The 21,240-nt window shown below is 70.9% G+C and carries 17 protein-coding genes; 16 read left to right on the top strand and 1 reads right to left on the bottom strand.

What is annotated here, in order from left to right; all coding sequences use genetic code 11:
• Positions 1-5: 5 nt before the first annotated feature.
• The 12 genes from K8625_RS37435 to K8625_RS37380 all read left to right on the top strand — a co-directional run bounded on the left by K8625_RS37435 (position 6) and on the right by K8625_RS37380 (position 13,286).
• A complete protein-coding gene (locus K8625_RS37435; RefSeq protein ID WP_223751675.1) occupies positions 6-749 on the top strand; it encodes a hypothetical protein in 744 nt (247 codons plus the stop codon).
• A gap of 189 nt (positions 750-938) precedes the next feature.
• The gene (gene cpaB, locus K8625_RS37430) at positions 939-1,754 is read left to right on the top strand and encodes a Flp pilus assembly protein CpaB (RefSeq protein ID WP_046714742.1); all 816 of its coding nucleotides are present in this window, start codon (positions 939-941) and stop codon (positions 1,752-1,754) included.
• A 39-nt stretch (positions 1,755-1,793) separates the two neighbouring features.
• Positions 1,794-2,639 carry a type II secretion system F family protein gene (locus tag K8625_RS37425; protein WP_141324761.1) on the top strand — a complete coding sequence of 282 codons (846 nt, stop codon included), beginning with the start codon at positions 1,794-1,796 and terminating at the stop codon, positions 2,637-2,639.
• Positions 2,640-2,667: 28 nt separating this feature from the next.
• The gene (locus K8625_RS37420) at positions 2,668-3,534 is read left to right on the top strand and encodes a type II secretion system F family protein (RefSeq protein ID WP_223751674.1); all 867 of its coding nucleotides are present in this window, start codon (positions 2,668-2,670) and stop codon (positions 3,532-3,534) included.
• 11 nt (positions 3,535-3,545) lie between these two features.
• Entirely contained in the window at positions 3,546-5,576 is a 2,031-nt protein-coding gene (locus K8625_RS37415) for an FHA domain-containing protein (RefSeq protein ID WP_255666275.1), read from the top strand.
• Positions 5,577-5,611: 35 nt separating this feature from the next.
• On the top strand, positions 5,612-7,348 hold the full coding sequence (locus tag K8625_RS37410) for an FHA domain-containing protein (protein ID WP_223785397.1): 1,737 nt from the start codon (positions 5,612-5,614) through the stop codon (positions 7,346-7,348).
• On the top strand, positions 7,345-9,075 hold the full coding sequence (gene xseA / locus K8625_RS37405) for an exodeoxyribonuclease VII large subunit (RefSeq protein WP_223785396.1): 1,731 nt from the start codon (positions 7,345-7,347) through the stop codon (positions 9,073-9,075). Before K8625_RS37410 ends, xseA begins: the two co-directional genes overlap by 4 nt.
• Before the next feature lie 48 nt (positions 9,076-9,123).
• Complete coding sequence (gene xseB, locus K8625_RS37400; RefSeq protein ID WP_046714739.1) at positions 9,124-9,471, top strand: exodeoxyribonuclease VII small subunit; 348 nt, start codon at positions 9,124-9,126, stop codon at positions 9,469-9,471.
• Positions 9,472-9,495: 24 nt separating this feature from the next.
• The gene (locus tag K8625_RS37395; RefSeq protein ID WP_141324765.1) at positions 9,496-9,876 is read left to right on the top strand and encodes a PleD family two-component system response regulator; all 381 of its coding nucleotides are present in this window, start codon (positions 9,496-9,498) and stop codon (positions 9,874-9,876) included.
• A gap of 28 nt (positions 9,877-9,904) precedes the next feature.
• Entirely contained in the window at positions 9,905-10,798 is an 894-nt protein-coding gene (locus K8625_RS37390; protein ID WP_223785395.1) for a polyprenyl synthetase family protein, read from the top strand.
• Positions 10,795-12,543, top strand: coding sequence for a 1-deoxy-D-xylulose-5-phosphate synthase (locus tag K8625_RS37385; RefSeq protein WP_223785394.1), 1,749 nt, complete (start codon positions 10,795-10,797; stop codon positions 12,541-12,543). The genes K8625_RS37390 and K8625_RS37385 overlap by 4 nt, the downstream gene beginning before the upstream one ends.
• 2 nt (positions 12,544-12,545) lie before the next feature.
• A complete protein-coding gene (locus tag K8625_RS37380; RefSeq protein ID WP_074955495.1) occupies positions 12,546-13,286 on the top strand; it encodes a TlyA family RNA methyltransferase in 741 nt (246 codons plus the stop codon).
• A 54-nt stretch (positions 13,287-13,340) separates the two neighbouring features.
• Here the strand turns inward: K8625_RS37380 and K8625_RS37375 are convergent, their stop codons facing one another.
• Positions 13,341-14,948 (bottom strand): hypothetical protein, encoded by a 1,608-nt coding sequence (locus K8625_RS37375; RefSeq protein ID WP_223785393.1) that lies wholly within the window; start codon positions 14,946-14,948, stop codon positions 13,341-13,343.
• A 559-nt stretch (positions 14,949-15,507) separates the two neighbouring features.
• On the opposite strand from K8625_RS37375, the gene K8625_RS37370 reads away from it, so the two are divergent.
• From K8625_RS37370 to bacN, 4 genes are read left to right on the top strand one after another with little or no spacing between them, the layout of a single operon-like run.
• Positions 15,508-18,015 carry an ATP-binding protein gene (locus K8625_RS37370; protein ID WP_141324769.1) on the top strand — a complete coding sequence of 836 codons (2,508 nt, stop codon included), beginning with the start codon at positions 15,508-15,510 and terminating at the stop codon, positions 18,013-18,015.
• 43 nt (positions 18,016-18,058) lie between these two features.
• Positions 18,059-19,936, top strand: coding sequence for a tetratricopeptide repeat protein (locus K8625_RS37365; RefSeq protein WP_223785392.1), 1,878 nt, complete (start codon positions 18,059-18,061; stop codon positions 19,934-19,936).
• Positions 19,937-19,948: 12 nt separating this feature from the next.
• Entirely contained in the window at positions 19,949-20,788 is an 840-nt protein-coding gene (locus tag K8625_RS37360; RefSeq protein ID WP_223785391.1) for an alpha/beta hydrolase, read from the top strand.
• 55 nt (positions 20,789-20,843) lie between these two features.
• On the top strand, positions 20,844-21,185 hold the full coding sequence (gene bacN / locus K8625_RS37355; protein WP_046714731.1) for a bactofilin BacN: 342 nt from the start codon (positions 20,844-20,846) through the stop codon (positions 21,183-21,185).
• The last annotated feature ends 55 nt before the right edge of the window (positions 21,186-21,240 follow it).

The raw sequence follows: 21,240 nt of genomic DNA, 5'->3' as shown, positions 1-21,240 counted from the left end.
GCGACATGGCGCATGCGGCCTGGAAGTGGATGGTCGTCGCGGTGGGTGTCGGGGCAGGGGTGCTGGCGTGCAGTGATGACGACGACGGGGGCGGTGGCGGCGGCGGGGATGGCGGCTTCACCTTCGACGCGGGCGTGAACCTGGTGAGGCCCGGCTTCGGCGAGGACCCGGGCCGGCCGGTGGGCAAGACGTTCGTCTTCCCTCCGGGCGTGGAGCTCGCGGGGGTGCCGTACGGCGCCAGCGACGCCACGAAGGACTGCGGCAACGGCGTGGCGCCCATCGGAACGGGGCCCGCGGTGCTGGTCTGCGTGCCGCTGCGCAACACCACGGGTAGCCCCGTCGAGGTGACGTTCGAGCCGGGGCTGGTGGTGCTCAACACGGCGCCCAGCCGCATCCAGAACGGCATGCTCATCGGCCGTGAGCCCATCACGGTTCCCCCCACGGGCACGGGCCCCGGCGGCGTCGACGCGGGCACGGATGGCGGCAGCGAGGAAGAGGTCTTCCTGGTCCCGCTCCACATGTACTGCCTCAACGAGGCGCGTGGCCCCTCCGAGGAGGGGGGCACCTTCGAGCTGGGCCCCGTGTCCACGGACCCCGACATCGTGAGGCTGCTGCAGCTCCTGGAGAACAAGGTCATCGCCAACGAGGATGACGCCGACGTGGTCCAGGATGCGCTCTACAGCATCACCGAATACAACGGGCTGACCGCCGAGGACCTCGCCGCCATCAACGGCCTCAGGAACCGCTGACGCAACCCAGCGATTCGACAGGGTTGGCGCGGGATTCTGTGCTGTCGCGGGAGGTGGTTTTGACACCTGCTGTATCGCACGGCTAACATCCCGCGCCGTCGGCGCCGATGTGCGCCTTTTTGGAATTCAACACCCCTCGAACGCCTTCGCCGCCGAACGGCGCCCCCCCGTTTTGGAGGTTCCTGAACCATGCTGAAGGGCAAGACTCCGCTCGTCGTCGCGCTCGTGCTCGGCCTTCTGGCCGGCGTCATCGCGTACTCCGCCATCAAGAAGAAGGAGGCGGATGTCCGCCGCGGTTGGAACCTGGTGCCCGTCGTCGTGGCGGCTCAGGATGTCCCCGAGGGTACGGTCATCACCTTCGAGATGATCTCCCAGCGCTCGGTCCCCGAGCAGTTCGTCACCTCGTCGGTGGTCCGTCCGGACTCGGCGTCGTACGTGGTGAACCAGAAGGTGCTGGTGGCCCTGCAGGCGGGTGACCCGCTGCTGTGGAGCCAGTTCGAGACGACCAAGGCCGCCGAGCGCCTGTCCTCGAAGGTCCAGAAGAAGATGCGCGCGATGACCATCGAGGCGAAGAACACCACCTCCGTCGGTGGCTGGATCCGCCCGAACGACCACGTGGACATCATCGGCACGTTCCGCGACCCGCAGACGGACGAGAACGTCGGCGTGACGCTGCTGCAGAACATCATCGTGGTGGCCACCGGCAAGATCACCGGCACCACCAACGTGAACCTCATCCCGGAAGGCCAGCGCGACTACAACAACGTGTCGCTGATGGTGCTGCCGGAAGAGGCGGAGATCCTCGTGCTCGCGGCGGAGCTCGGCGCGCTGACGCTGTCCTTGCGCAACGAGGACGACGTGGACCTCATCGAGGAGCGCGGCCGCGCGACCATCAGCACGCTCCTGTCGGGTGAGCGCACCCGCGTGCTGGAGGCCAAGCGCCGGGAGATCATCCAGATCATCAAGGGCAGTGGCGACAAGGCCGCGGCCGCGGGCGCCCAGTAGTCGGCGCCACGGCGCCCTCGTCCTCAGGGAAGCACGCCCATGCTCGCAGGAATCGTCCTCCTCCTCGTCACCGGCTCGGTCTTCTTCTTCAGCCTGGTGATCTTCAGCGTCCTCTCGAAGGCGTACGAGCAGTACCAGGAGCGCTACGTCGCCAAGTCGATGAACGACTTGAGCGACATGTTCCTGTTCATCGACGCGCGGCAGATGTTGGTCCTCAACATCGCCAGCATGTGCTTGCTGGGCATCCTCACCTACATCATCTTCAACCCCATCCTGGCGGTCATCGCCACGGTCTTCGGCTTCTTCCTGCCGATGATCATGGTCAAGCACTACCGCAAGCGGCGCATCAAGAAGTTCAACGTCCAGCTGGTGGACGCGCTGCAGGCGATGGCGAACGCGTTCAAGGCCGGCCTCACCTTCCCGCAGGCCATCGAGCACGTGGCGCGCGAGGCGATGCCTCCGCTGTCGCAGGAGTTCGGCCTGTTCGTGAAGGAAGTGAAGCTGGGCGTGCCGCTGGAAGAGGCGCTCATCAACATGGGCCGCCGGGTGGGCAGCGACGACCTGGAGCTGGTGGTGGTGTCCACCAACATCGCGCGCCAGCTGGGCGGCAACATGGCGGAGATGTTCGAGACCATCTCCACGGTGATTCGCGAGCGCTTCCGCCTGGAAGGCAAGATCGACGCGCTCACCTCGCAGGGCAAGCTGCAGGGGTGGATCGTCGCCGCCATGCCGGGCGTGCTCGGCATGGTGCTCAACTACATGCGGCCGGACCTGATGGAGCCCATGATGAACCACTACTTCGGGTGGATCCTCGTGGTGCTGATCGCCATCATGGAAGTGATGGGCATCCTCATCATCCGGCGCATCGTCAACATCGACATTTGAGGGGTGCCCGGTGGATATCCTGACGCAAGTGTTGGTCGGAAGCTCGGCGCTGCTCTTCGCAGGCGCGGTGGGCTTCCTCGGAATCGGTCTGTACCAGGTGCTCCTGGAGCGCTTCCTGTCGGAGGTGCGCGACGAGTCCCAGGGCGGCATGAAGGGCTTCGGCTCGGTGGCCATCCGCCGGCTGGGTGCCATGAACCGCCGGTTCATCTGGCCCAGCTACGAGGCGAAGTCGCGCCGCAACCTCATCAAGGCCGGTGAGCCCCAGGGCTACAAGCCCGAGGACATGATGGCGCTGCAGGAAGTCAGCGCCGTCGTCGGCCTGCTGATGGGCCTGTTCATGCTCAATGGCCTGGGCCAGAACCTGGTCTGGTCGCTGCTGTTCCTGCTGTTCGGCATGTACTACCCGCTCCTGTGGCTGAACGACCAGGTGAAGAAGCGCCACCTGCTCATCAGCCGCGCGCTGCCCTACAACCTGGACCTCCTGACGCTGTCCGTGGAGGCCGGTCTGGACTTCACCGCGGCGCTGGCGAAGGTGGTGGAGAAGGGCAAGGCGGGCCCGCTGCGCGAGGAGCTGCAGCTGGTGCTCAAGCAGCTGAAGATGGGCAAGACGCGTGAAGAGGCCCTCAAGAGCATGATTGTGCGCGTGGACCTGCCGTCGCTGACGACGTTCGTCACGGCGCTCATCCAGGCGGACAAGATGGGTACGAGCCTGGGCAAGGTGCTGCGCATCCAGTCCACGCAGATGCGCATCGACCGCACGCAGCGCGCGGAGAAGCTGGCCGGCGAGGCGCCGGTGAAGATGCTCTTCCCGCTCATCGCCTGCATCTTCCCGACCGTGTTCATGGTCCTCTTCGGACCCATCGTGTTCCAGTTCTTCTTCGGTGAGCTCGCGTAGGGGGAAGTCCTCTGCCGATTCTCCTCTCCATCACGAAGGGGCTCCAGGAAGGACGCGAGCTCGTCTTCGAGCAGGCCGAGGTCAAGATCGGCCGCACCTCGGAGAACGACGTGGTGTTGCATGACCACGGCGTCTCCCGGCAGCACGCTCGCATCGTCCTGCGTGCCGGGCAGTACTACGCCGAGGACAACGGCAGCTCCAACGGCACGGTGCTCAACGGCAACCTGCTGAAGGGCGAGCAGCTGCTGCGCGACGGGGACCGCATCGGCGTGGGGCCGGTGGAGTTCACGTTCCTGTGGGTGCCGCCGGATGGGGACGTGGACGCCACGCGGCCCATCCGCCGCGCGCCCCCGCAGCCCTCGGTGGTGCTGGAGCAGCCGGACCAGGAGTACCTGCCCACCGGAGAGCTCCCCGCCGTCGCTCCCGTGGCGCCGTCCTCGTCGAACCCGCCCAGCGGCAAGCGTCCGCTCGTGGCCCCCGCGGCGCCGCTCCCCATCCTGCCGTCGCTCGCGTCCCTGTCCGAGCCGGCGCCGACCGCCTCGAAGCGCCCCTCCGTGCCGCCGGTGCCCCCGGTGTTGGTGCCCCCTCCAGCGCCGCCGCAGGAGGACCGCACCGAGCTGAACCTGGCGCCGGTGGTGATGGTGCCGGTCCTCACCTCGCGGCCCCTGCCGCCCCCCGTGCTCCCACGCGAGGAGCACACCGAGGTCCTCCCTCCCGCCCGCGCCGCCATGCCCCCGGTGCTCCCCGTCGAGGAGCGCACCGAGGTGCAGCTGACCCTCTCACCCGCCCTGCTGGGCGTGCCCCTGGCGCCGCCGGTGGAGGAGCGCACCGACGTGCTCCTGGCCGCGGTGTCGCCGCCCATCGCCACCGCCATGCCTCCGGGGTTGCTGGAGGAGTCCATCCCGGAGGAGCGCACGGAGCTGGCGCTGCCCACGCTCGCGGCGGTGGGGCTGCTGGAGAGTCCCGCGGACGAGGACTCCACCCGGCCCATCGTCCGGCTCGCGAAGCCCGTCGCCGCGCTCGCCCCTGGCGTGGAGGACGCGCCGACGCTCGCGCCCCCTCCCGTCGTCGCCAGGAGCGCGTCCGCTCCCGGGGCCACCGCCGCGGACCGTGCGCGCGAGCGACGGGCGCTGTCGCGGAGCCGGGGAGGGCAGTTGGTGCTCGGGTGGCGCGGGCTGTCCCTGCCCCGCAAGCTGCTGACGGGCGCGGTGCTGCTCCTGGTGCTGGGGGGCGTGTCGGTGGGGCTCGCCGCCGTGTTCCTGCCCGGAGGGGTGGGCCTGGGCGGCGCTCGCGCGGAGCCCTCGAGCCTGGGCCTGGAGGCCGTGACGGACTCGTTCGGGCTGGGGGAGGGGGTGCGCTGGGAGCACCCGGACCAGAAGTCCTTCGAGTTCCAGTTCGTCGCGCCCACCCGCGCGGTGGCCCTGCTGCACTACCAGGCCAGCGGCGTGTCCAAGGAGGAGGTCGCCCTGGTGCTCAACGGGGTGAACCTGGGCTGGGTGCCACCGGATACCACCACCACCGCCGAGCGGGAGCTGGAGCACATCCTCCCCGCCAGCGCCCTCAAGCGCGGCGTCGTCAACACCTTCGCCTTCGACAACGTCCGCAACCCCCCGGGCAACGAGACGTGGCGGGTGTGGAACCTGCGGTTGGAAATCATCCCCGTGCCGGAATTGCCGCCCGAGCAGCTTTTGGAGCAGGCGCGCGAATATGCCTCCACGGGCCGGCGTTTCTTCGACTCGAAGGGGGTGGGGGCGGAGAACCTGTTCCGGGCCTGGCAGCAGTTCCGCTTCGCCTGGATTACCCTGGAGGCCCTGGACACGCGGCCGGAGCTGTACGAGGACGTCCGGTATCAGCTTTCCCAGGTCTCCTCCGAGCTGGACCACCAATGTGCCCAGCTCATGCTCGAATTCCAACGCAGTGTGCAGTTCCGCAGCGCGAAGAAGGCCCGGGCGGCTTTGCAGGAAGTCAGCAGGCGCTTCCCTACGACAGAGCATCGCTGCCACAATCTGGCCAAGGAAAAGGCGTTCGAGCACGAGCTGTAGCTCTCGTGCTCTTTTCAGGAAGTCGGTGATTGGTCATGTCGAACGGTTCCCCTCCTGCTCGTCGCAGGCCTCCTTCCGGGACGCCCTCGGGCGGGACCGGAGCTCGCCCCGCCACCCGCAGGTCGTCTCCGGCCGCTGCTCGGCCCGCGCCCGTGGCGGCGTCGCCCCGGCTCGTCTGCATCGCGGGACCCAAGGCGGGTGAGGAGTTCTCCCTGGAGGACGGCGAGTACGTCATCGGCCGCGCCACGGACAACCCCATCTGCATCCCGGACACCTCCGTGTCGCGCAAGCACGTCATGGTGCGCAAGTCGGGCGGTGGCTGGACGGTGAGTGATCTGGGGTCCGGCAACGGCACGCTCGTCAACGGCGAGGCCATTGGCGACGAGACGCCCCTGGCCACCGGGGACATCATCACCCTGGGCGACACGGAGCTGCGCTTCGAGGACGTGGCCAACTCCACCATGATGGTGGCCGCGCCGCCGTCGCGCAGCCGTCCCTCGAGCGCCGCGGGCCGAGGCGGAGTCCCCGCGCGTCCGCCTCCGCGCGTGGAGGGTGGACGTGTGCGCAGCGCGCGCTCGTCGGCCATGGCGCCTCCTGACCCGGAGGTCCTGGCGAAGAAGAAGAAGATGATGCTCATCGGCGGCGGCGTGGTGGTGCTGCTGCTCGGTGGCCTCGTGGTCGCGCGCGTGCAGGTGGCGAAGCAGAACGAGCAGCTGCTCCTGCAGAAGGGCCAGCAGGAGGCCGTCCGCAAGGAGCTGAGCACCGTCTTCCAGGACGCCAAGAACCTGGTGCGCGAGGGCAAGTGGGTGGAGGCCAAGGCCAAGCTCGAGGAGCTGGCCGCCGCGGCGCCTGACTACCCCGGCGTGAAGGACTACCTCGACCACGCCCAGCGCGAGATTCCCATCCAGGAGCGGCTGACGGAGGCGCGCGCCGCCATCATCAAGAACGAGCTGGGCAACGCCGCCGCCGCGCTCGCGAAGGCCGGCGAGAGCCAGTTCCTCTACGAGCAGGTGAACGCCGCCAAGCGCGAGCTGAAGGACCTGGCCGACAAGCGCTCGGTGGAGGCGCGCAAGGCGCTGGACACCAACCAGCTGGACCAGGCCAAGTTCATCACCGACGACGTGCTCAAGGCGTACCCGGACCACCGCGACGCCAAGCTCATCAACGAGCAGGCGGTGCAGGCCATCGCCGTGCGTGACGCGCCCAAGCCCGTCATCGTCGGACCCGCGCCCAAGCCGTGGGAGCCCGCGGTGCAGCGCTTCGTCGACGGCGACATGTCCGGCGCGGTGGCCATCCTCAACGCCTGCATGTCGAAGGCGCCGCAGTGCAAGAAGCTGCTCGGACAGATGTCGGAGTTCAGCAACCTGTACAAGCGGCTGGAGGACCTGGACGCCAAGGGCCTGACGAAGCTGATGGCGCTGGACAAGGACATCACCGACGGGCGCACGAGCAAGATGGCGCGCAACGCGGGTACCCGCGCGGCGACCATCTTCTACAAGAGCGCCACGGGCGCGAAGGCCGCTGGCCAGTGGGCGCGCGCCATGGAGTACGCGCGCCGCGCGCTGCAGGCGGACCCGGGCCACGCGGGCGCGTCCAACATCATCAGCGAGCTGAAGGCGAAGGCGAAGGAGCTGTACTTCCTGGCCTACGCGATGAAGGACGGCAACCCCGAGGACGCGCTGCCGAAGTTCAAGGACGTGGTGGCGATGACGCCCCCGGACGACGAGTACCACGACAAGGCGAAGACCTGGGTCGAGAAGCTCTCGCGATGAAGAAGCGCAAGGGCGCGGGCGGCGAGGTTCCGCCGTCCGCCGCGTCGGGATTCCAGGGGGACTTGTTCGGGACGCTCGCGCCGGTGGAGCCCGCCGTGGCCGCCGTGCCCAAGGTGGTGGCGCTGCCGCGCAAGGCGCCGCCGCCTCCTCCTGTGGACGCGGACGGCACCGGGCTGTTGGGTCCGTTGGAGGGCGCTCCCTCGGCGCCTCCGAAGCCCGAGCGCTCGGTGCTCTCCGTGGGAGAGCTCACGCGGCAGCTCAAGCAGACGATTGAGTCCCGCTTCGCGCGCGTCATCGTGCGCGGTGAGGTGACGGGCTTTCGCGGGGCGAACGCGCGGGGCCACTGGTACTTCTCGCTGAAGGACACCGTCGCCTCCATCGACGCGAAGGTCTGGGCGTCGATGGCGGGGCGGATGCGCTTCGCGCTGCGCGACGGCATGGAGGTGCTGGCCGAGGGCAGCGTCGACCTGTACGAGCCGCAGGGCCGCTACAGCCTCATCGTCACGCGGCTGGAGCCGGTGGGCGAGGGCGCGCTGGCGCTGGCCTTCGAGCAGCTCAAGGCGCGGCTCGCGGCGGAGGGCCTCATCGGCGACCGCCGCGTGCGGGCGCCCCGGCCGTTGCCCTTCCTTCCCCGGCGCATCGGCGTGGTGACGAGCCGCACGGGCGCCGCGTTCCAGGACTTCCTGCGCGTGCTCCACTCGCGCAACCCCCGGCTGAGCGTCCTGCTGGCGGACGCGCGCGTGCAGGGCGAGGGCTCCGCGCCCGAGGTGGCGCGGGCGATCGCGCGGCTCTCCCGCTCCGACGTGGACGTCATCGTGGTGACGCGCGGCGGAGGTTCGGTGGAGGACCTCTGGACGTTCAACGAGGAGGAGGTGGCGCGCGCCATCTTCGCCTCGCCCGTGCCGGTGGTGTCCGCCATCGGTCACGAAATCGACTTCACCATCGCCGACTTCGTGGCGGACTGGCGCGCGGCCACGCCCAGCGCGGCGGCGGAGCGGCTGGCGCCGGTGCTGGCGGACCTGGAGCTGTCGCTCGCGACGCAGGCCGGGCGGCTGCGGCGGGCCACGGAGCGCCGGGTGTTGGAGCTGCGCGAGCGTCAGGGACAGCTCGCCTCGCGCCTGGAGGACCCGCGGCGGGCCCTCAACCACCAGCGGCTGCACCTGTCCGAGCAGGTGGAGGCGATGATGCGGGTGCTGCGGCCCGCGGTGCGCGAGCGGCGGGACTCGCTGCGCGCGCTGACGGAGCGGCTGCAGCGCGCGCGCCCGCAGGCTCGGCTGGGCGAGCAGCGCGCGCACCTGTTGAAGCTGGCCATGCGGCTGGCGGAGGCGGCGCGCGCGGGCGTGGCGACGCGGCAGGCCTCGCTGTCCGCGGCGCGGTTGGGGCTGGAGCGGGCCTCGCCGGTGGCGCTCGTGGCGAAGGAGCGCGCCCGTCTGGCCGCGCACCAGGCACGGCTGCGAGCGCTGCAGCAGGGGACGCTGGCGGACGCGCAGCGGCGTTTCCAGCGTCTGGAGGGACGACTGGACGCGATGAGCCCGTTGAAGGTGATGTCACGCGGCTATTCGGTGGTGTTCCGTCAGCGCGACGGGGGCGTGGTGCGCTCCGTCGCGGATGTCGAGGTGGGGGAGAAGCTGGGCATCAAGCTCGCGGCGAATGGGGCGAGGACACTCGGCGGGTGTGAAGAAGTCGAAGCCACCGTGACATCGGTAAAAGGGCCGGTGGACTGCTAACGGGCCACCCTCTAGAGTCCCGCGCCCCGAACGGGGAGGTGGAAGGCTGTGGCGAAGGCGGACAAGGCGTCCAAGGCGGACAAGGCAGGTGAGGCCGAGGTTCCCGGTCAGTACGGGGACGTCGTGAGCCGTCTCGAGGAGACGGTGGGCCGGCTGGAGAGCGGCAACCTGTCGCTGGAGGATTCGCTCAAGGCGTTCGAGGAGGGCATCCGGCTGGTACGTCGGGGTGAGAAGCTGCTCACCGAGGCGGAGCAGCGAATCGAGCAGCTCCTCCAGGACGAGGACGGCAACGACGTGGTGGCGCCGCTGTCGGTGGCGGCCCGACCTCCGGCGCAGGCGGCGGCCCCCCGGGCGCCCGCACCGCGACCTCCACCCGAGGATGACGTCCCGTTCTAGGTCGTGCGGGACGCGCGCTCGGGCATGTCGAAGCCGAAGATCACCATCGTCGACGATGACCGCGACACGCGGGAGCTGCTCGCGGCGGCCCTGGAGGACGAGGGCTTCGAGGTGACGCTGGCGGCCAACGGGCTGCGGCTCATCGCGTCGCTGCAGCTGCACCGGCCGCAGGCCATCCTCCTGGACGTGAACATGTCCTGGATCGACGGCTTCGAGCTGTGCAAGGCGGTGAAGAAGAACGAGCACTTCCGGGACATCCCCATCATCTTCATCAGCGGGCGTGGGGACTCGGAGGACAAGAAGCGCGGTCGCGAGGTCGGCGCCGCGGACTATTTCGTCAAGCCGCTGGATACGGACAAGCTCGTCCGACGCATCCGTGAGCTGGTGACCCCGGCCGCGCCCTAGCGCTCATCCAGCAGAGGAGTATCGATTCATGGCTCAGTTCGACCTGGATGCCTTCCTGCGGACCCAGCAGGCTCGGGTGGAGTCGCTGTTGCTCGTGCGCGCGGACCGGCTCGCCTCCTCGGGGGCTCCTCCCCGGTTGGTGGAGTCCATGCGCTACTCGCTGCTCGCGGGCGGCAAGCGGCTGCGGCCCGTGCTCTGCCTCACCTTCGCGGACACCGTGGCGCAAGCCTCGCTCGTGTCGGCGCTGGCGGCGGACGCGGCGTGCTCGCTGGAGTTCGTGCACACGTACTCGCTGGTGCATGACGACCTGCCGGCCATGGACGACGACGACTTCCGTCGCGGCCGGCCGACGAACCACAAGGTCTACGGTGAGGCGATGGCCATCCTCGCGGGCGACAGCCTGCTGACGGATGCCTTCGGACTGCTCGCCGACGGGCCGGAGCCCGTGCGGGGCGCGCTGTGCCGCGAGCTGGCGGTGGCGTCGGGCGCCGCGGGCATGGTGGGCGGCCAGGTGCTGGACACCGCCGAGGACCGACCCGCGAACCTGGACTACCTGGTGCGCATGCACCGGCTCAAGACGGGAGCGCTCATTCGCGCGGCATGCCGCATGGGCGTGCTCGCGGGTGGAGGCGACGCGGAGGCGCTCGTGCGCGCGCAGATGTACGGCGACGCGGTGGGTCTGGCGTTCCAGATCGCCGACGACGTGCTGGACGTGACGTCGACGCGGGAGCAGCTGGGCAAGCCCGTGGGCGCGGACGCCGACGCGGGACGCTTCACCTTCCCGGCCGTGGTGGGCCTGGAGGAGTCGCGCCGTCTGGCCGACGAGCAGGTGCGGCTGGCGGTGGAGGCGGTGCGGCCGCTCGAGGGTGAGGATGGGCCCCTGGCGGCGCTCGCGCGGTATGTGGTGGAGCGGAAGCTTTGACGGCGGAGGTCCTGAGCCGCATCGCCTCGCCGACGGACCTGCGGGCGCTTCCCGAAGCGGAGCTGCCCCAGCTGTGCACGGAGCTGCGGGAGGAGATCATCTCCATCTGCGGCCGCGTGGGTGGCCACCTGGGCGCCTCGCTGGGCGCGGTGGAGCTCATCGTCGCGCTGCACCGGGTCTTCCACTCGCCCACGGACGCGATCCTCTTCGACGTGGGGCACCAGACGTACGCGCACAAGCTGCTCACGGGCCGGCGCGAGCAGATGCACACGCTGCGGCAGGCCGGCGGCGTGGCGCCCTTCCTGGACCCGCGCGAGAGCCCGCATGACGCGCTGCTCGCGGGACACTCCTGCACCGCGGTGTCGGCGGCGCTGGGGGTGCTCGAGGGGCGGAGGATGCTGGGGCACCGGGGCCACGTGGTGGCGGTGCTCGGGGATGGAGGGCTCACCGGCGGCTTGACGTTCGAGGGGCTCAACAACGCGGGAGGCAGCCACCTGCCGCTCGTGGTGGTGCTCAACGACAACCAGATGTCCATCAGCGCGAACGTGGGCGCCATTCCCTCGCTCCTGCGCACGCGCGGCGCGCGGGACTTCTTCCAGGGACTGGGCTTCACGTACCTGGGCCCCGTGGATGGGCACGACCTGGGCGCGCTGACACACGCGCTGCGCGAGGCGCGTGCGTCCATGCGCCCCGTGGTGGTGCACGCGCTGACGCTCAAGGGGAAGGGGTTCCCTCCGGCCGAGGCGGATGCCCAGACGCGTGGGCACGCGATGGGGCCCTACGAGTGGCGCGACGGCAAGCTGGTGCGCTCGCGCGGAGGGCATCGCACGTACAGCGAGGCCTTGGCCTCGGCGCTGGAGGACGCGATGGCGCGTGACTCCCGCGTCGTCGCGGTGACGCCCGCGATGCTGGAGGGCTCGGCGCTCAATGCGCTCAAGGCCCGCTTCCCGGACCGCGTGCACGACGTGGGCATCGCCGAGCAGCACGCGGTGACGTTCTGCGCGGGGCTCGCCGCCGCGGGGGCTCGCCCCGTGTGCTGCATCTACTCCACGTTCCTCCAGCGCGCGTACGACCAGATCATCCACGACGTGTGTCTTCCGGGCCTGCCCGTCGTCTTCGCGGTGGACCGCGCGGGGCTCGTCGGCGCGGATGGGGCCACGCACCAGGGCACGTACGACGTGTCCTCGCTGCGCCCGCTGCCCGGGCTCCAGCTATGGTCCCCCGTGGTGGGCGAGGACTTCGCGCCCATGCTGCAGACCGCGCTCGCCTCGCCGCTGCCCTCCGTGCTCCGCTTCCCTCGCGGCACGCTGCCTGCGCTGCCTGCCGAGGTGCACGTGGGCGAGGCGCCGGTCCAGGGCGCCCGGTGGCTCGTGCGAGCGACGCAGCCGGAGCTGACGTTGGTGACGCTCGGGCCGTTGGCGCTCTCCGCGCTCGAGGCGGCGCGACACGAGCCGCGATGGAACGTGCTCGACGCGCGGGAGCTGTCGCCGCTGGACGAGGGCGCGCTCCTGGAGGCCGCGCGTCAGGGGCCGCTGGTGGTGGCGGAGGAGGGCACGGTGCGCGGAGGGCTGGGGAGCGCGGTGTTGGAGCTGCTCGCCGACAAGGGCGTGTCCCAGCGCGTGCGGCTCGTGGGCATGCCGGACGAATTCGTCCCCCATGGCGATGCGCGGGTGCAGCGCGCGGAGATGGGGCTGGACGCGGAGGGCTTGCGACGCGCGGGCCGGGCGCTCCTGGAGGGCACATGACGATGAAGCCTCGCAAGGAGCGGGTGGACGTGCTGGTGGTGGAGCGGGGGCTGGCGGAGTCGCGCACCAAGGCCCAGGCGCTCATCCTCGCGGGCCAGGTTGTCGTGGATGACCAGCGCGTGGACAAGCCCGGCTCCCTCATCCCCGTGGAGGCGGAGCTGCGCCTCAAGGGCGAGGTGCTGCCGTACGTCTCGCGCGGTGGGCTCAAGCTCAAGGGCGCCATCGACCACTTCGGCCTGGATGTCCGCGGCAAGGTGGGCGCGGACATCGGCGCGAGCACGGGCGGCTTCACCGACTGCCTGCTCCAGCATGGCGCGGTGCGGGTGCACGCCATCGACGTGGGCTACGGCCAGCTCCACGAGAAGCTCCGCAAGGACCCGCGCGTGCGCTCCCGTGAGCGCGTCAACGCGCGCTACCTGACGGAGGAGGACCTGCCGGAGAAGGTGGGCGTCGTCGTCATCGACGTGAGCTTCATCTCGCTCACCCAGGTGCTTCCCTCGGTGCTGCCCTTCCTGGAGCCGGGCGGTGTCCTGGCCGCGCTGGTGAAGCCCCAGTTCGAGGTGGGCCCGGACCGCGTCGGCAAGGGAGGCGTGGTGCGAGACCCCGCCGCGCGGCAGGACGCCATCGACACCGTGACGGCCTTCGTGCGCGAGCAGGGGCTGACCGTTCGCGGCGTCATGGACTCGCCCGTGCCAGGGCCGGCGGGCAACGTGGAGGCGCTGCTCGTCGCCGAGCGGCCCTGACGCGGCACGGAGGGAAGGGCGGCCGGAGGGCTCGCCCTTCCCGGTGGCCTTCGGCTACGGCCGGGCGCTGCGGTACTGCGACGACGTCTGCAGCTCGAGCAGCTTCTGGTTGGTGCGCATCCAGAGCCGGCCGCTGTCGTCGAAGGCCGCGCCCATGGAGACGGAGACCTGGTAGCGGAAGAGCTCACGGCCCTCGGCCGAGCTCCCCAGCGTCTGGTCCACGCCCACCAGCTCCACCGGCAGCGTCGCCGTCGAACCCTGGGCCGCGGGGGCGTTCAGGAAGAACAGGTCCGAGGTCGGGTTCGCGGGCAGCAGGTACTTCACGTGGAGCGCGCCGTTGGCGTCCACCGAGCGCAGCTCCCGGTTGCGGATGGTGCCGGTGTTCGAATCCAGCAGCCACACGCGCTGCGTGGTCGCCGCGGCCACCCGGCTGCCGTTGGCGTAGGTGGCGATCTGCTGCACCTTTCCGGTGAGCACGCCCGTGGCCCACTTCGACGCGTTGCCCTCGCAGCCCTCCAGGTTCGCGACACAGGCGAGGACCTGCGACTTGTCCTCGGGCAGCGCGAAGCCCAGGTAGAGGATGCTGCCGTCGCTGCTGAACTGCCCCACCGGGCGCGGCGTGGCGGTGTTCGACGTGAAGAGCTGCCGGATGATGTGCGTGGCCTGCAGCGTCCCGCCCGCCGAGTCCGTGCCGCCGTCCAACTCCTCGACGATGATGTCCGCGCGGTTCTCGCTGTACTCGATGTGGCTGGCGAAGAGCACGCGGCCATCCCCGCGGATCAACAACTGGCCGACGGGGGTTCCCACGGAGATCTCCCGCTGGTACTCCCAGCGCGTGACGCCGATCTTCAGGCCGTCCTGGGTGTCGTGGGTGATGCGGTAGATGAGGCCCTGGACGGAGCGGATCAACGCGTCGCCGTTGGGGAAGACGACCAGGTCGTTGACCTCCAGGTCCACCGGCGTGCGCGCCGTCATCTTGAAGTCGCGGTCGATGGCGAACGCGCCGTACCCGGGCGTGTAGACCCAGCGCTTGCCGCTCTGCGCGTTGCGGGGCGTGATGACGGTGGACGCGTTGCAGAGCGTCGGGGCCTGCAGCGTCCCGGCGGCGCCACCCGAGGCGTTGTGCCGGTACATGGTCTCGATGCCGCCCGTGGTCGTCTTGGCGCAGCTCAGGAACGTCGCCGTGGAGCCCGAGCCGTCGATGGCCAGCGGCATGGCGTAGACCTGCAGGCCCTGCGGATCATCGTTGGCGCGGGAGACCGGGAAGAACGTGGCCGGCTGGGGCAGGGACGTGTTCTTGCGGCCGTCGTCGCACACCACCTCGGCGGTGAGGGACAGGCTCGCGGCGAGCCCCACCAGCGGGTTGGCGTACGGGATGTCCGATGCCAGCAGCTCGAAGTTGGTGGTGCCACCGCCCGAGGGGAACGCCTTGAGGAAGGTGGTCCGGTCGTAGAGGTTGAGCGTGTTGACCTTCTCGCAGCCGGCGATGGTCGCGATGAGCTTGAGGCTGGTGCCCGCGACGTTCCCCTGGGGAACCGTCAGGGCCACCTGCGGCGGATCCGGCGTGGGCGGTGGCGGGTCGTCGCCACAGGCGATGGCCAGACTGGAGACGAGTACGAGGGCGGTGCGCCATGCACGCCGAGTCACGGGAGGGTGGAGCATGGCACCGCACTCTACCTCGCTCGCACCATTCCCGGCATCCTCCCCCATCCGCAAAACGGCCCGGCCTCCGCGCCCCCGAAGATTGCGGCCCTCCAGGGCCCCATGACGTGATAGCCCGGCGATTCCCGTGGGTGGGGACCTCGGGTCCTCCACCACTCCAGGGCACACGGGAACGGGTGGGAGCTTGCGATGACGGGTGGTTGGCTGCTCGAAGGGACGGAGTCCGGCCGGACGAGCGGCGCCAGGTCATGGCGGGCGTGGGAAGGATTCCCACCGCGCGGTGTTGGCGCGCGCCCGTTCTGCCCCCGGAGTGGGGGACATGGGGTGGAAGTGCTCCAGGGGCGTGGGTGTGGGAAGCCACGATGGGCGTGGCGCCCGGGCATCTCCACTCACAGTCCCGGTCGCCACCGGCCGTGCGCCGCTCTGGCCCACGGACGTGAACGGCGGCAAGATTCGGAAACCGAACCATGAACCCTTCCGCATTCAACGGGTTTTTGCAGCCTCCCCAGTGGCGCCCGCACAGGGCCGCCGCGGCGCGAGGTTCACTGTGAGAGTCGAGATGCAGGCGGATCAGCGGGGACGCGTGCTGGTGGTGGCCGGGAAGGAGTCCGGCGACGCCTTGATGGAGCGGCTGACCGCCAGCGGCTACCACTGCGCGGCGGCCGAGAAGGACACCGGGCTGGCGGAGCTGGCGGACTCGCTGCAACCCGAGGTCGTGCTGCTGTCGGTGACGGCCAAGCGCGCCGCGGAGCTGCTCGAGTCCCTGCGTCGGGTGGAGCGGCTGCAGCGGTTGCCCGTGGTGGTGGACCTGGGCAAGTCCCGGTCGGCGGAGGCCTTCAAGCGCCTGGCGGTGGATGACTGGATTCGCGGCGCGGACGAGGTGGTGCCCCGGCTGGAGGCCGCGCTCAGGGCGGGACGGCTGAAGGACCGCGAGGAGCGCGTCCGGCTGCGCATGGGGATGCTGCTGGAGATCACCCAGGCGGCGACCAGCTCGCTGGAGCTGGAGGAGATCCTCCGCATCGCGGTGGACAAGGTGGGGCGCGTCACCGGGACGGACCGCTGCTCGGTGGTGCTGGTGGAGGGCAGCCACGCGCGCACGGGCAAGGTGGTGGCGACGCAGGAGGACCCCAGCCTCGTGCAGCTCGACATCGAGGTGGCGCGCTATCCGGAGCTGCGCCGCGCGCTGGAGACGCGCGAGCCGGTGCTCATCGAGGAGGCGCAGCGGGATCCGCTCATGGCGGAGGTGCGCACGTCCATCGTGCCCCTGGGCGTGAAGTCCATCCTGGTGCAGCCGCTCATCTGCCAGGACGACCTGCTGGGCGCGCTGTTCCTGCGCGTGTCGCGCATGGACGCGTCCTTCGGCCGCGACGAGCAGGAGTTCACCCAGGCCGTGGCCGGCGTGCTGGCCAACTCCATCCGCAACGCGCGGCTGCACACCGCGGTGAAGAAGAAGCGCGAGGACCTGGAGCTGGCGTACGTCGAGCGCTACCACGAGCTGCTCGAGGCGAACCGCCGGCTCAAGGAGCTCAACCGCCTGAAGGATGAGATCATCGCGGTGGTGAGCCACGACCTGCGCGCGCCGCTCCAGGTGCTGCTGGGCCATGGCCGCCTGCTGCTGGAAGGGCCGCTGGAGTCGCAGCAGAAGCAGTCCGCGGAGGCGATGATCCGCCAGGGCAAGAAGATCCTCGGCCTGGTCGAGTCGCTCCTGGAGAAGGGCAAGGGCGAGGCGGCGCGGCTGTCCATCGAGCCCCGTGTGCTGGACGTCGCGCAGCTGTGCCGTGACGCGGTCAACGAGCTGGAGATATTGGCGGCCGAGCGGGGCGTGTCCCTGCGCGCGGACTGCCCCGACAGCCTGATGCTCATCGGCGACGAGGTGAAGCTGCACGAGGTGCTGCAGAACCTCATCACCAACGCCATCCACCACGCGCGCGACGCGGGTGAGGTCGTCGTGTCCACGCGGCGGCTGGGCCGTCCGGACGGTGACGCGGCGAAGGTGTGCGTGCAGGACGACGGCGTGGGCATCCCCCAGGACGAGCTGCACCTGGTGTTCGACCGGTACCGTCACGGCGGCAAGGGGACGGGGCTGGGGCTCGCCATCTGCAAGGAGTTCGTGGAGCTGCACGGCGGCGAGATCTGGGCGGAGAGCCCGCCCGAGCACGGGTGCCTCTTCGTCTTCACGCTGCCGCTCGCGCAGGAGGCGCCGCGCAACCCCCGACCCGTGGTCGCCACGTCGTCGGTGACGGAGCAGCCGCGCGTGCTGGTGGTGGAGGACGAGCCCGAGATCGCCGCGGTGCTGTCGGAGGTGCTGCGCTCGAAGTACCGCGTGGAGGTGGCGCGCGACGGCGCGGAGGGCCTGGCCCGGGCGCGCGCGCAGCGGCCGGACCTGGTGGTCATGGACGTGTTCCTGCCCAAGCTGGATGGCCTGGACGCGGCCATGGCGCTCAAGTCGTCTTCCGACACGGCGCACATCCCCGTCATCCTGCTGTCCGCGCACCAGGGCGTCGCGGAGAAGGTCCGCTCGCTCAACCTGGGCGCGGTGGACTACATGAGCAAGCCGTTCAACGCGGTGGAGCTGCTCAACCGCACGGACCGCGCGCTCAAGCTGCGCCAGGGTGAGCGCGAGCAGCAGGAGCGGGAGCGCTCCCAGCCCTCGCTCCAGCGCCGCACCGGGAGCGACCCGGCCACGGGGCTGCATGACCGGCGCGGGTTGCTGCTCCGGCTGGAGCAGGAGCTGGCCCGCAGCCGGCGCTACCACCGGGCCCTGAGCCTGGCGGTGCTGCGGCCCGACCGGCCCGTGGAGCCCGTCCCGAACAACATCGCGGACGTGATGCGCAAGCGGGTGCGCCACCCGGATGCCATCTCCCACCTGGGCGCGGGGGTCTTCGTCGTCGTCCTGCCCGAGTGCAACGCGGAGGCCGCTCGCGCCGTCATCAGCCGCCTGATGCCCGACGTGGAGAAGGCGACGGACACCGAGTACCGCTCGGCGGTGGCGGACGTGAGCCAGGACAGCGACCCGGTGGAGAAGCTGCTCGAGAAGCTGGGCGCGCCGCCTCCCGAGGAGGCCTGAGACCCTGCAAGGCGGCTGGGGCCGCGCTAGACTTCCACCTCGCGTGAGCCCCTCCCGCCTCCTCGTCGCCGTCCTGCTCGTCGCCTTGTCCGGGCCCCAGGCCCTGGCGGCGGCGCCCGCGTCGCGGCGTCCCCGCGTCGACCGGGAGGCCATGCGGGAGGCGATGGACGCGGCGGCCACGGACGACGGGGCCTTCTCCTCGTCCGCCAGCTACACCCAGTACCTGCGGGCCCGGTTGCTCCACCACGCCGGAGACCACCGGGGGGCGGTGGATGCGCTGCGGCTGGCGCTGGCCACGGATGACGGCCACCCGCTGCTGCTCACCCGGCTGGCGGAGGAGTACGCCCGGCTGGGAGACCTGGACAAGGCGGAGCGGGAGCTGCGCCGCGCGGTAGAGCGCTCCTCGGCGTACTACCCGGCGCACGTGCTCCTGGGCCGCGTGCTGATGGAGTCGGGCCGCTTCACCCGCGCGCGCCTGCACCTGCGCCGCGCCGTGGCCCTCAAGCCGCGCGAGCCCGAGGCGTACCTGGTCCTCGCCCAGCTCTACCTGGAGTCCGGCTCCCCGGGGGAGGCCGTGAAGGTGGTGGAGTCCCTGTCCCGCGCGCTGCCGGGAGAGGCCTCCGGTTACCGGCGGCTGGGGCTGGCCCTGGCCGAGCGCGGCGACACGGCCCGCGCCGAGCGGCTGCTCGCCGAGGCGGCCACGAGGGACCCCGGGGACGTGGAGGTGCTGGGCACGCTGGCGAAGCTGTACGAGGAGACGGGGCGTCCAGGCAAGGCCGAGGAGACGCTGGCGAAGGCGCTGGAGCGCGAGCCGGACAGCCAGGAGGTGCTCCTGGCCGCGGGACGCTCGGCGCTCAAGGCGGGCTCTCCGGTGCGGGCGCGGGCGTACTTCGACCGGCTCCTGTCGCTGTCGGGTGAGCCGGAGACGGCGGTGCGGGTGGCCTTCAGCTACCTGTCCGAGCGCGAGCCGGACGCCGCCGTGCAGGTGCTGGAGACCGCTCGGAGCGCCAGCGAGGGCGAGCCCCGGCTGGCCTACTACGTGGGCCTGGTGCACGAGCGCCTGCGGCGCTTCCCCGAGGCGGCCAAGGCCTTCGCCTCCGTGCCGGAGGGCTCGGACATCTACCCCGACGCGCGGGTGCGCCTGGCGAAGTGCCTGTCGCTGTCGGGCCAGCACCCGCGTGCCCTGGCGCTCCTGCGGGCCGCGCTCCAGGACTCGCCCGATGACCTGGAGGTCCGCGCGCAGTACGCCCGGGCGCTGGAGCGGGGCGGCACGCCCGCGCGCGCCGAGTCCGTGCTGAAGGAAGGGCTGTCCCGCCAGCAGTCCGCGGCGCTCTACGACGCGCTGGCCGCCACGCTGCAGCGGCAGGGAAGGGGGGCGGAGGCGCTGGTGCTGCTGCGCGAGGCCCTGGCTCGGATGCCGAAGGACCCGGCCCTCCAGTACGTGATGGGCGCGGCCTTCGAGCGGCAGGGGGACATGGCGGGCGCGCAGGCGCGCATGCGCGCGGTGCTGGAGGTGGAGCCGGACCACGCGCCCGCGCTCAACTTCCTGGGCTACCTGCTGGCGCAGAGCGGACGTCACCTGGACGAGGCCGAGCGGCTGGTGCTGCGCGCGCTGGAGCTGCGCCCCGACAACGGCGCGTTCCTGGACTCGCTGGGGTGGGTCTACTTCCGCCGCGGGGACTACCCTCGCGCGGTGGAGGTGCTGGAGCGGGCCTCCACGCTGGCGCCGGACGAGCCCGTCATCCTCGAGCACCTGGGGGACGCCTATCAGCGCGCCGCCCGGGGACCGGAGGCGGCGGGGGCGTGGCGCCGGGCGCTGGAGGTGTTGTCGCTGGACCCCGAGTCCGCCGAGCCCCCGGGCCAGCGCGAGGCCCTGGAGCGCAAGCTCAAGGCGCTATCCACGGGTGCGGCGGGCCGCTAAGTTGCTGGGCCTATGGCTCGCCATGACGAGGGCTACTTCACCGGCCGGGACGGGACGCGGCTCTTCTGGAAGACGCACCTGCCGGACGCGGAGCCGCGAGCGCACGTCGCGGTGGTGCACGGCTACGGAGACCACTTCGGCCGCTACCAGTACGTGACGGACGCGCTGGTGGCGGACGGCTTCGCGGTGCACGGCTTCGACTACCGCGGCCACGGGCGCGCGGAGGGACGCCGCGCCTACGCGGAGAAGTGGCCGCACTACGTGGACGACCTGGAGGTGTTCTGGGAGCGCGTGCGCGCGGCGGCCGGCGGCGCGAAGACGTTCGCCCTGGCCCACAGCCACGGCGGGCTGATGGCCGCGCACTGGGTGGGCGCCCGCAAGGTGGAGGGCCTCTCCGGGCTGGTGCTGTCGGGGCCGTACTTCAAGCTGGCGATCACCCCGCCCGCCGTGAAGGTGATGGCCGCGAAGGCGGCGGGAGCGCTGGTGCCCTGGCTGGGCATCGCCTCCGGGCTCAAGGTGGAGGACCTGACCCGGGACACGGAGGTCCAGCGCGCCACCCGGGAGGATCCGCTCTACCTGTCCATCGCCACGCCGCGCTGGTTCATCGAATCCACCAAGGCGCAGGCGGAGGCGATGTTGCTCGCCCCGAAGATTCAGGTCCCGCTGTTCGTGCTGTGCGGCGCGGAGGACGGGGTGGCGGCGCCCGCGGCGGCGCGGGTGTTCTTCGAGACGGCGGGCTCGGCGGACAAGAAGTTCAAGGAGTACCCCGGCATGAAGCACGAGCCGCTCAACGAGGTGGGGCGCGCCGAGGTGTTCCGGGATATCTCCGGCTGGATCTCCGCGCATCTCTGACATAATCAAGGCGCTCGGCTCCTCGGGAGGAGCGGGCTCTGGGTGAGGTCACCGCATGGCAACGGGTGAAACGGGCATCATCGGCAAGGGCATCGTCATCAAGGGGAACCTCACGGGTGGTGGGGACCTTGTCATCGAGGGGCGGGTGGAGGGGCAGATTGCCCTGAAGAACCACCTCACCATCGAGAGCACCGGGAAGGTGCAGGCGGACATCCGGGCCGAGGAGTTGACCATCAACGGCGAGGCGAGCGGCAACATCGACGCCTCGACCCGCGTGGCCATCAACGCCTCGGCGAAGGTGGCTGGCGACATCAAGGCGCCGCGCGTCGTCATCGAGGATGGCGCCGTGTTCAACGGCTCCATCGAGATGGACGTCCGGCTGCCGGACGACATCTGAAGCTCACGCCGCGGGCGGACGCGGCACACACCTTTCGAGAGGGCGGACAACACTC

This window comes from Myxococcus sp. AS-1-15 (assembly GCF_020037055.1).
GTDB lineage: Bacteria > Myxococcota > Myxococcia > Myxococcales > Myxococcaceae > Myxococcus > Myxococcus fulvus.
Note: the sequence above shows the minus strand (reverse complement) of the source record. Positions and strands in the feature narration are given on the sequence as shown.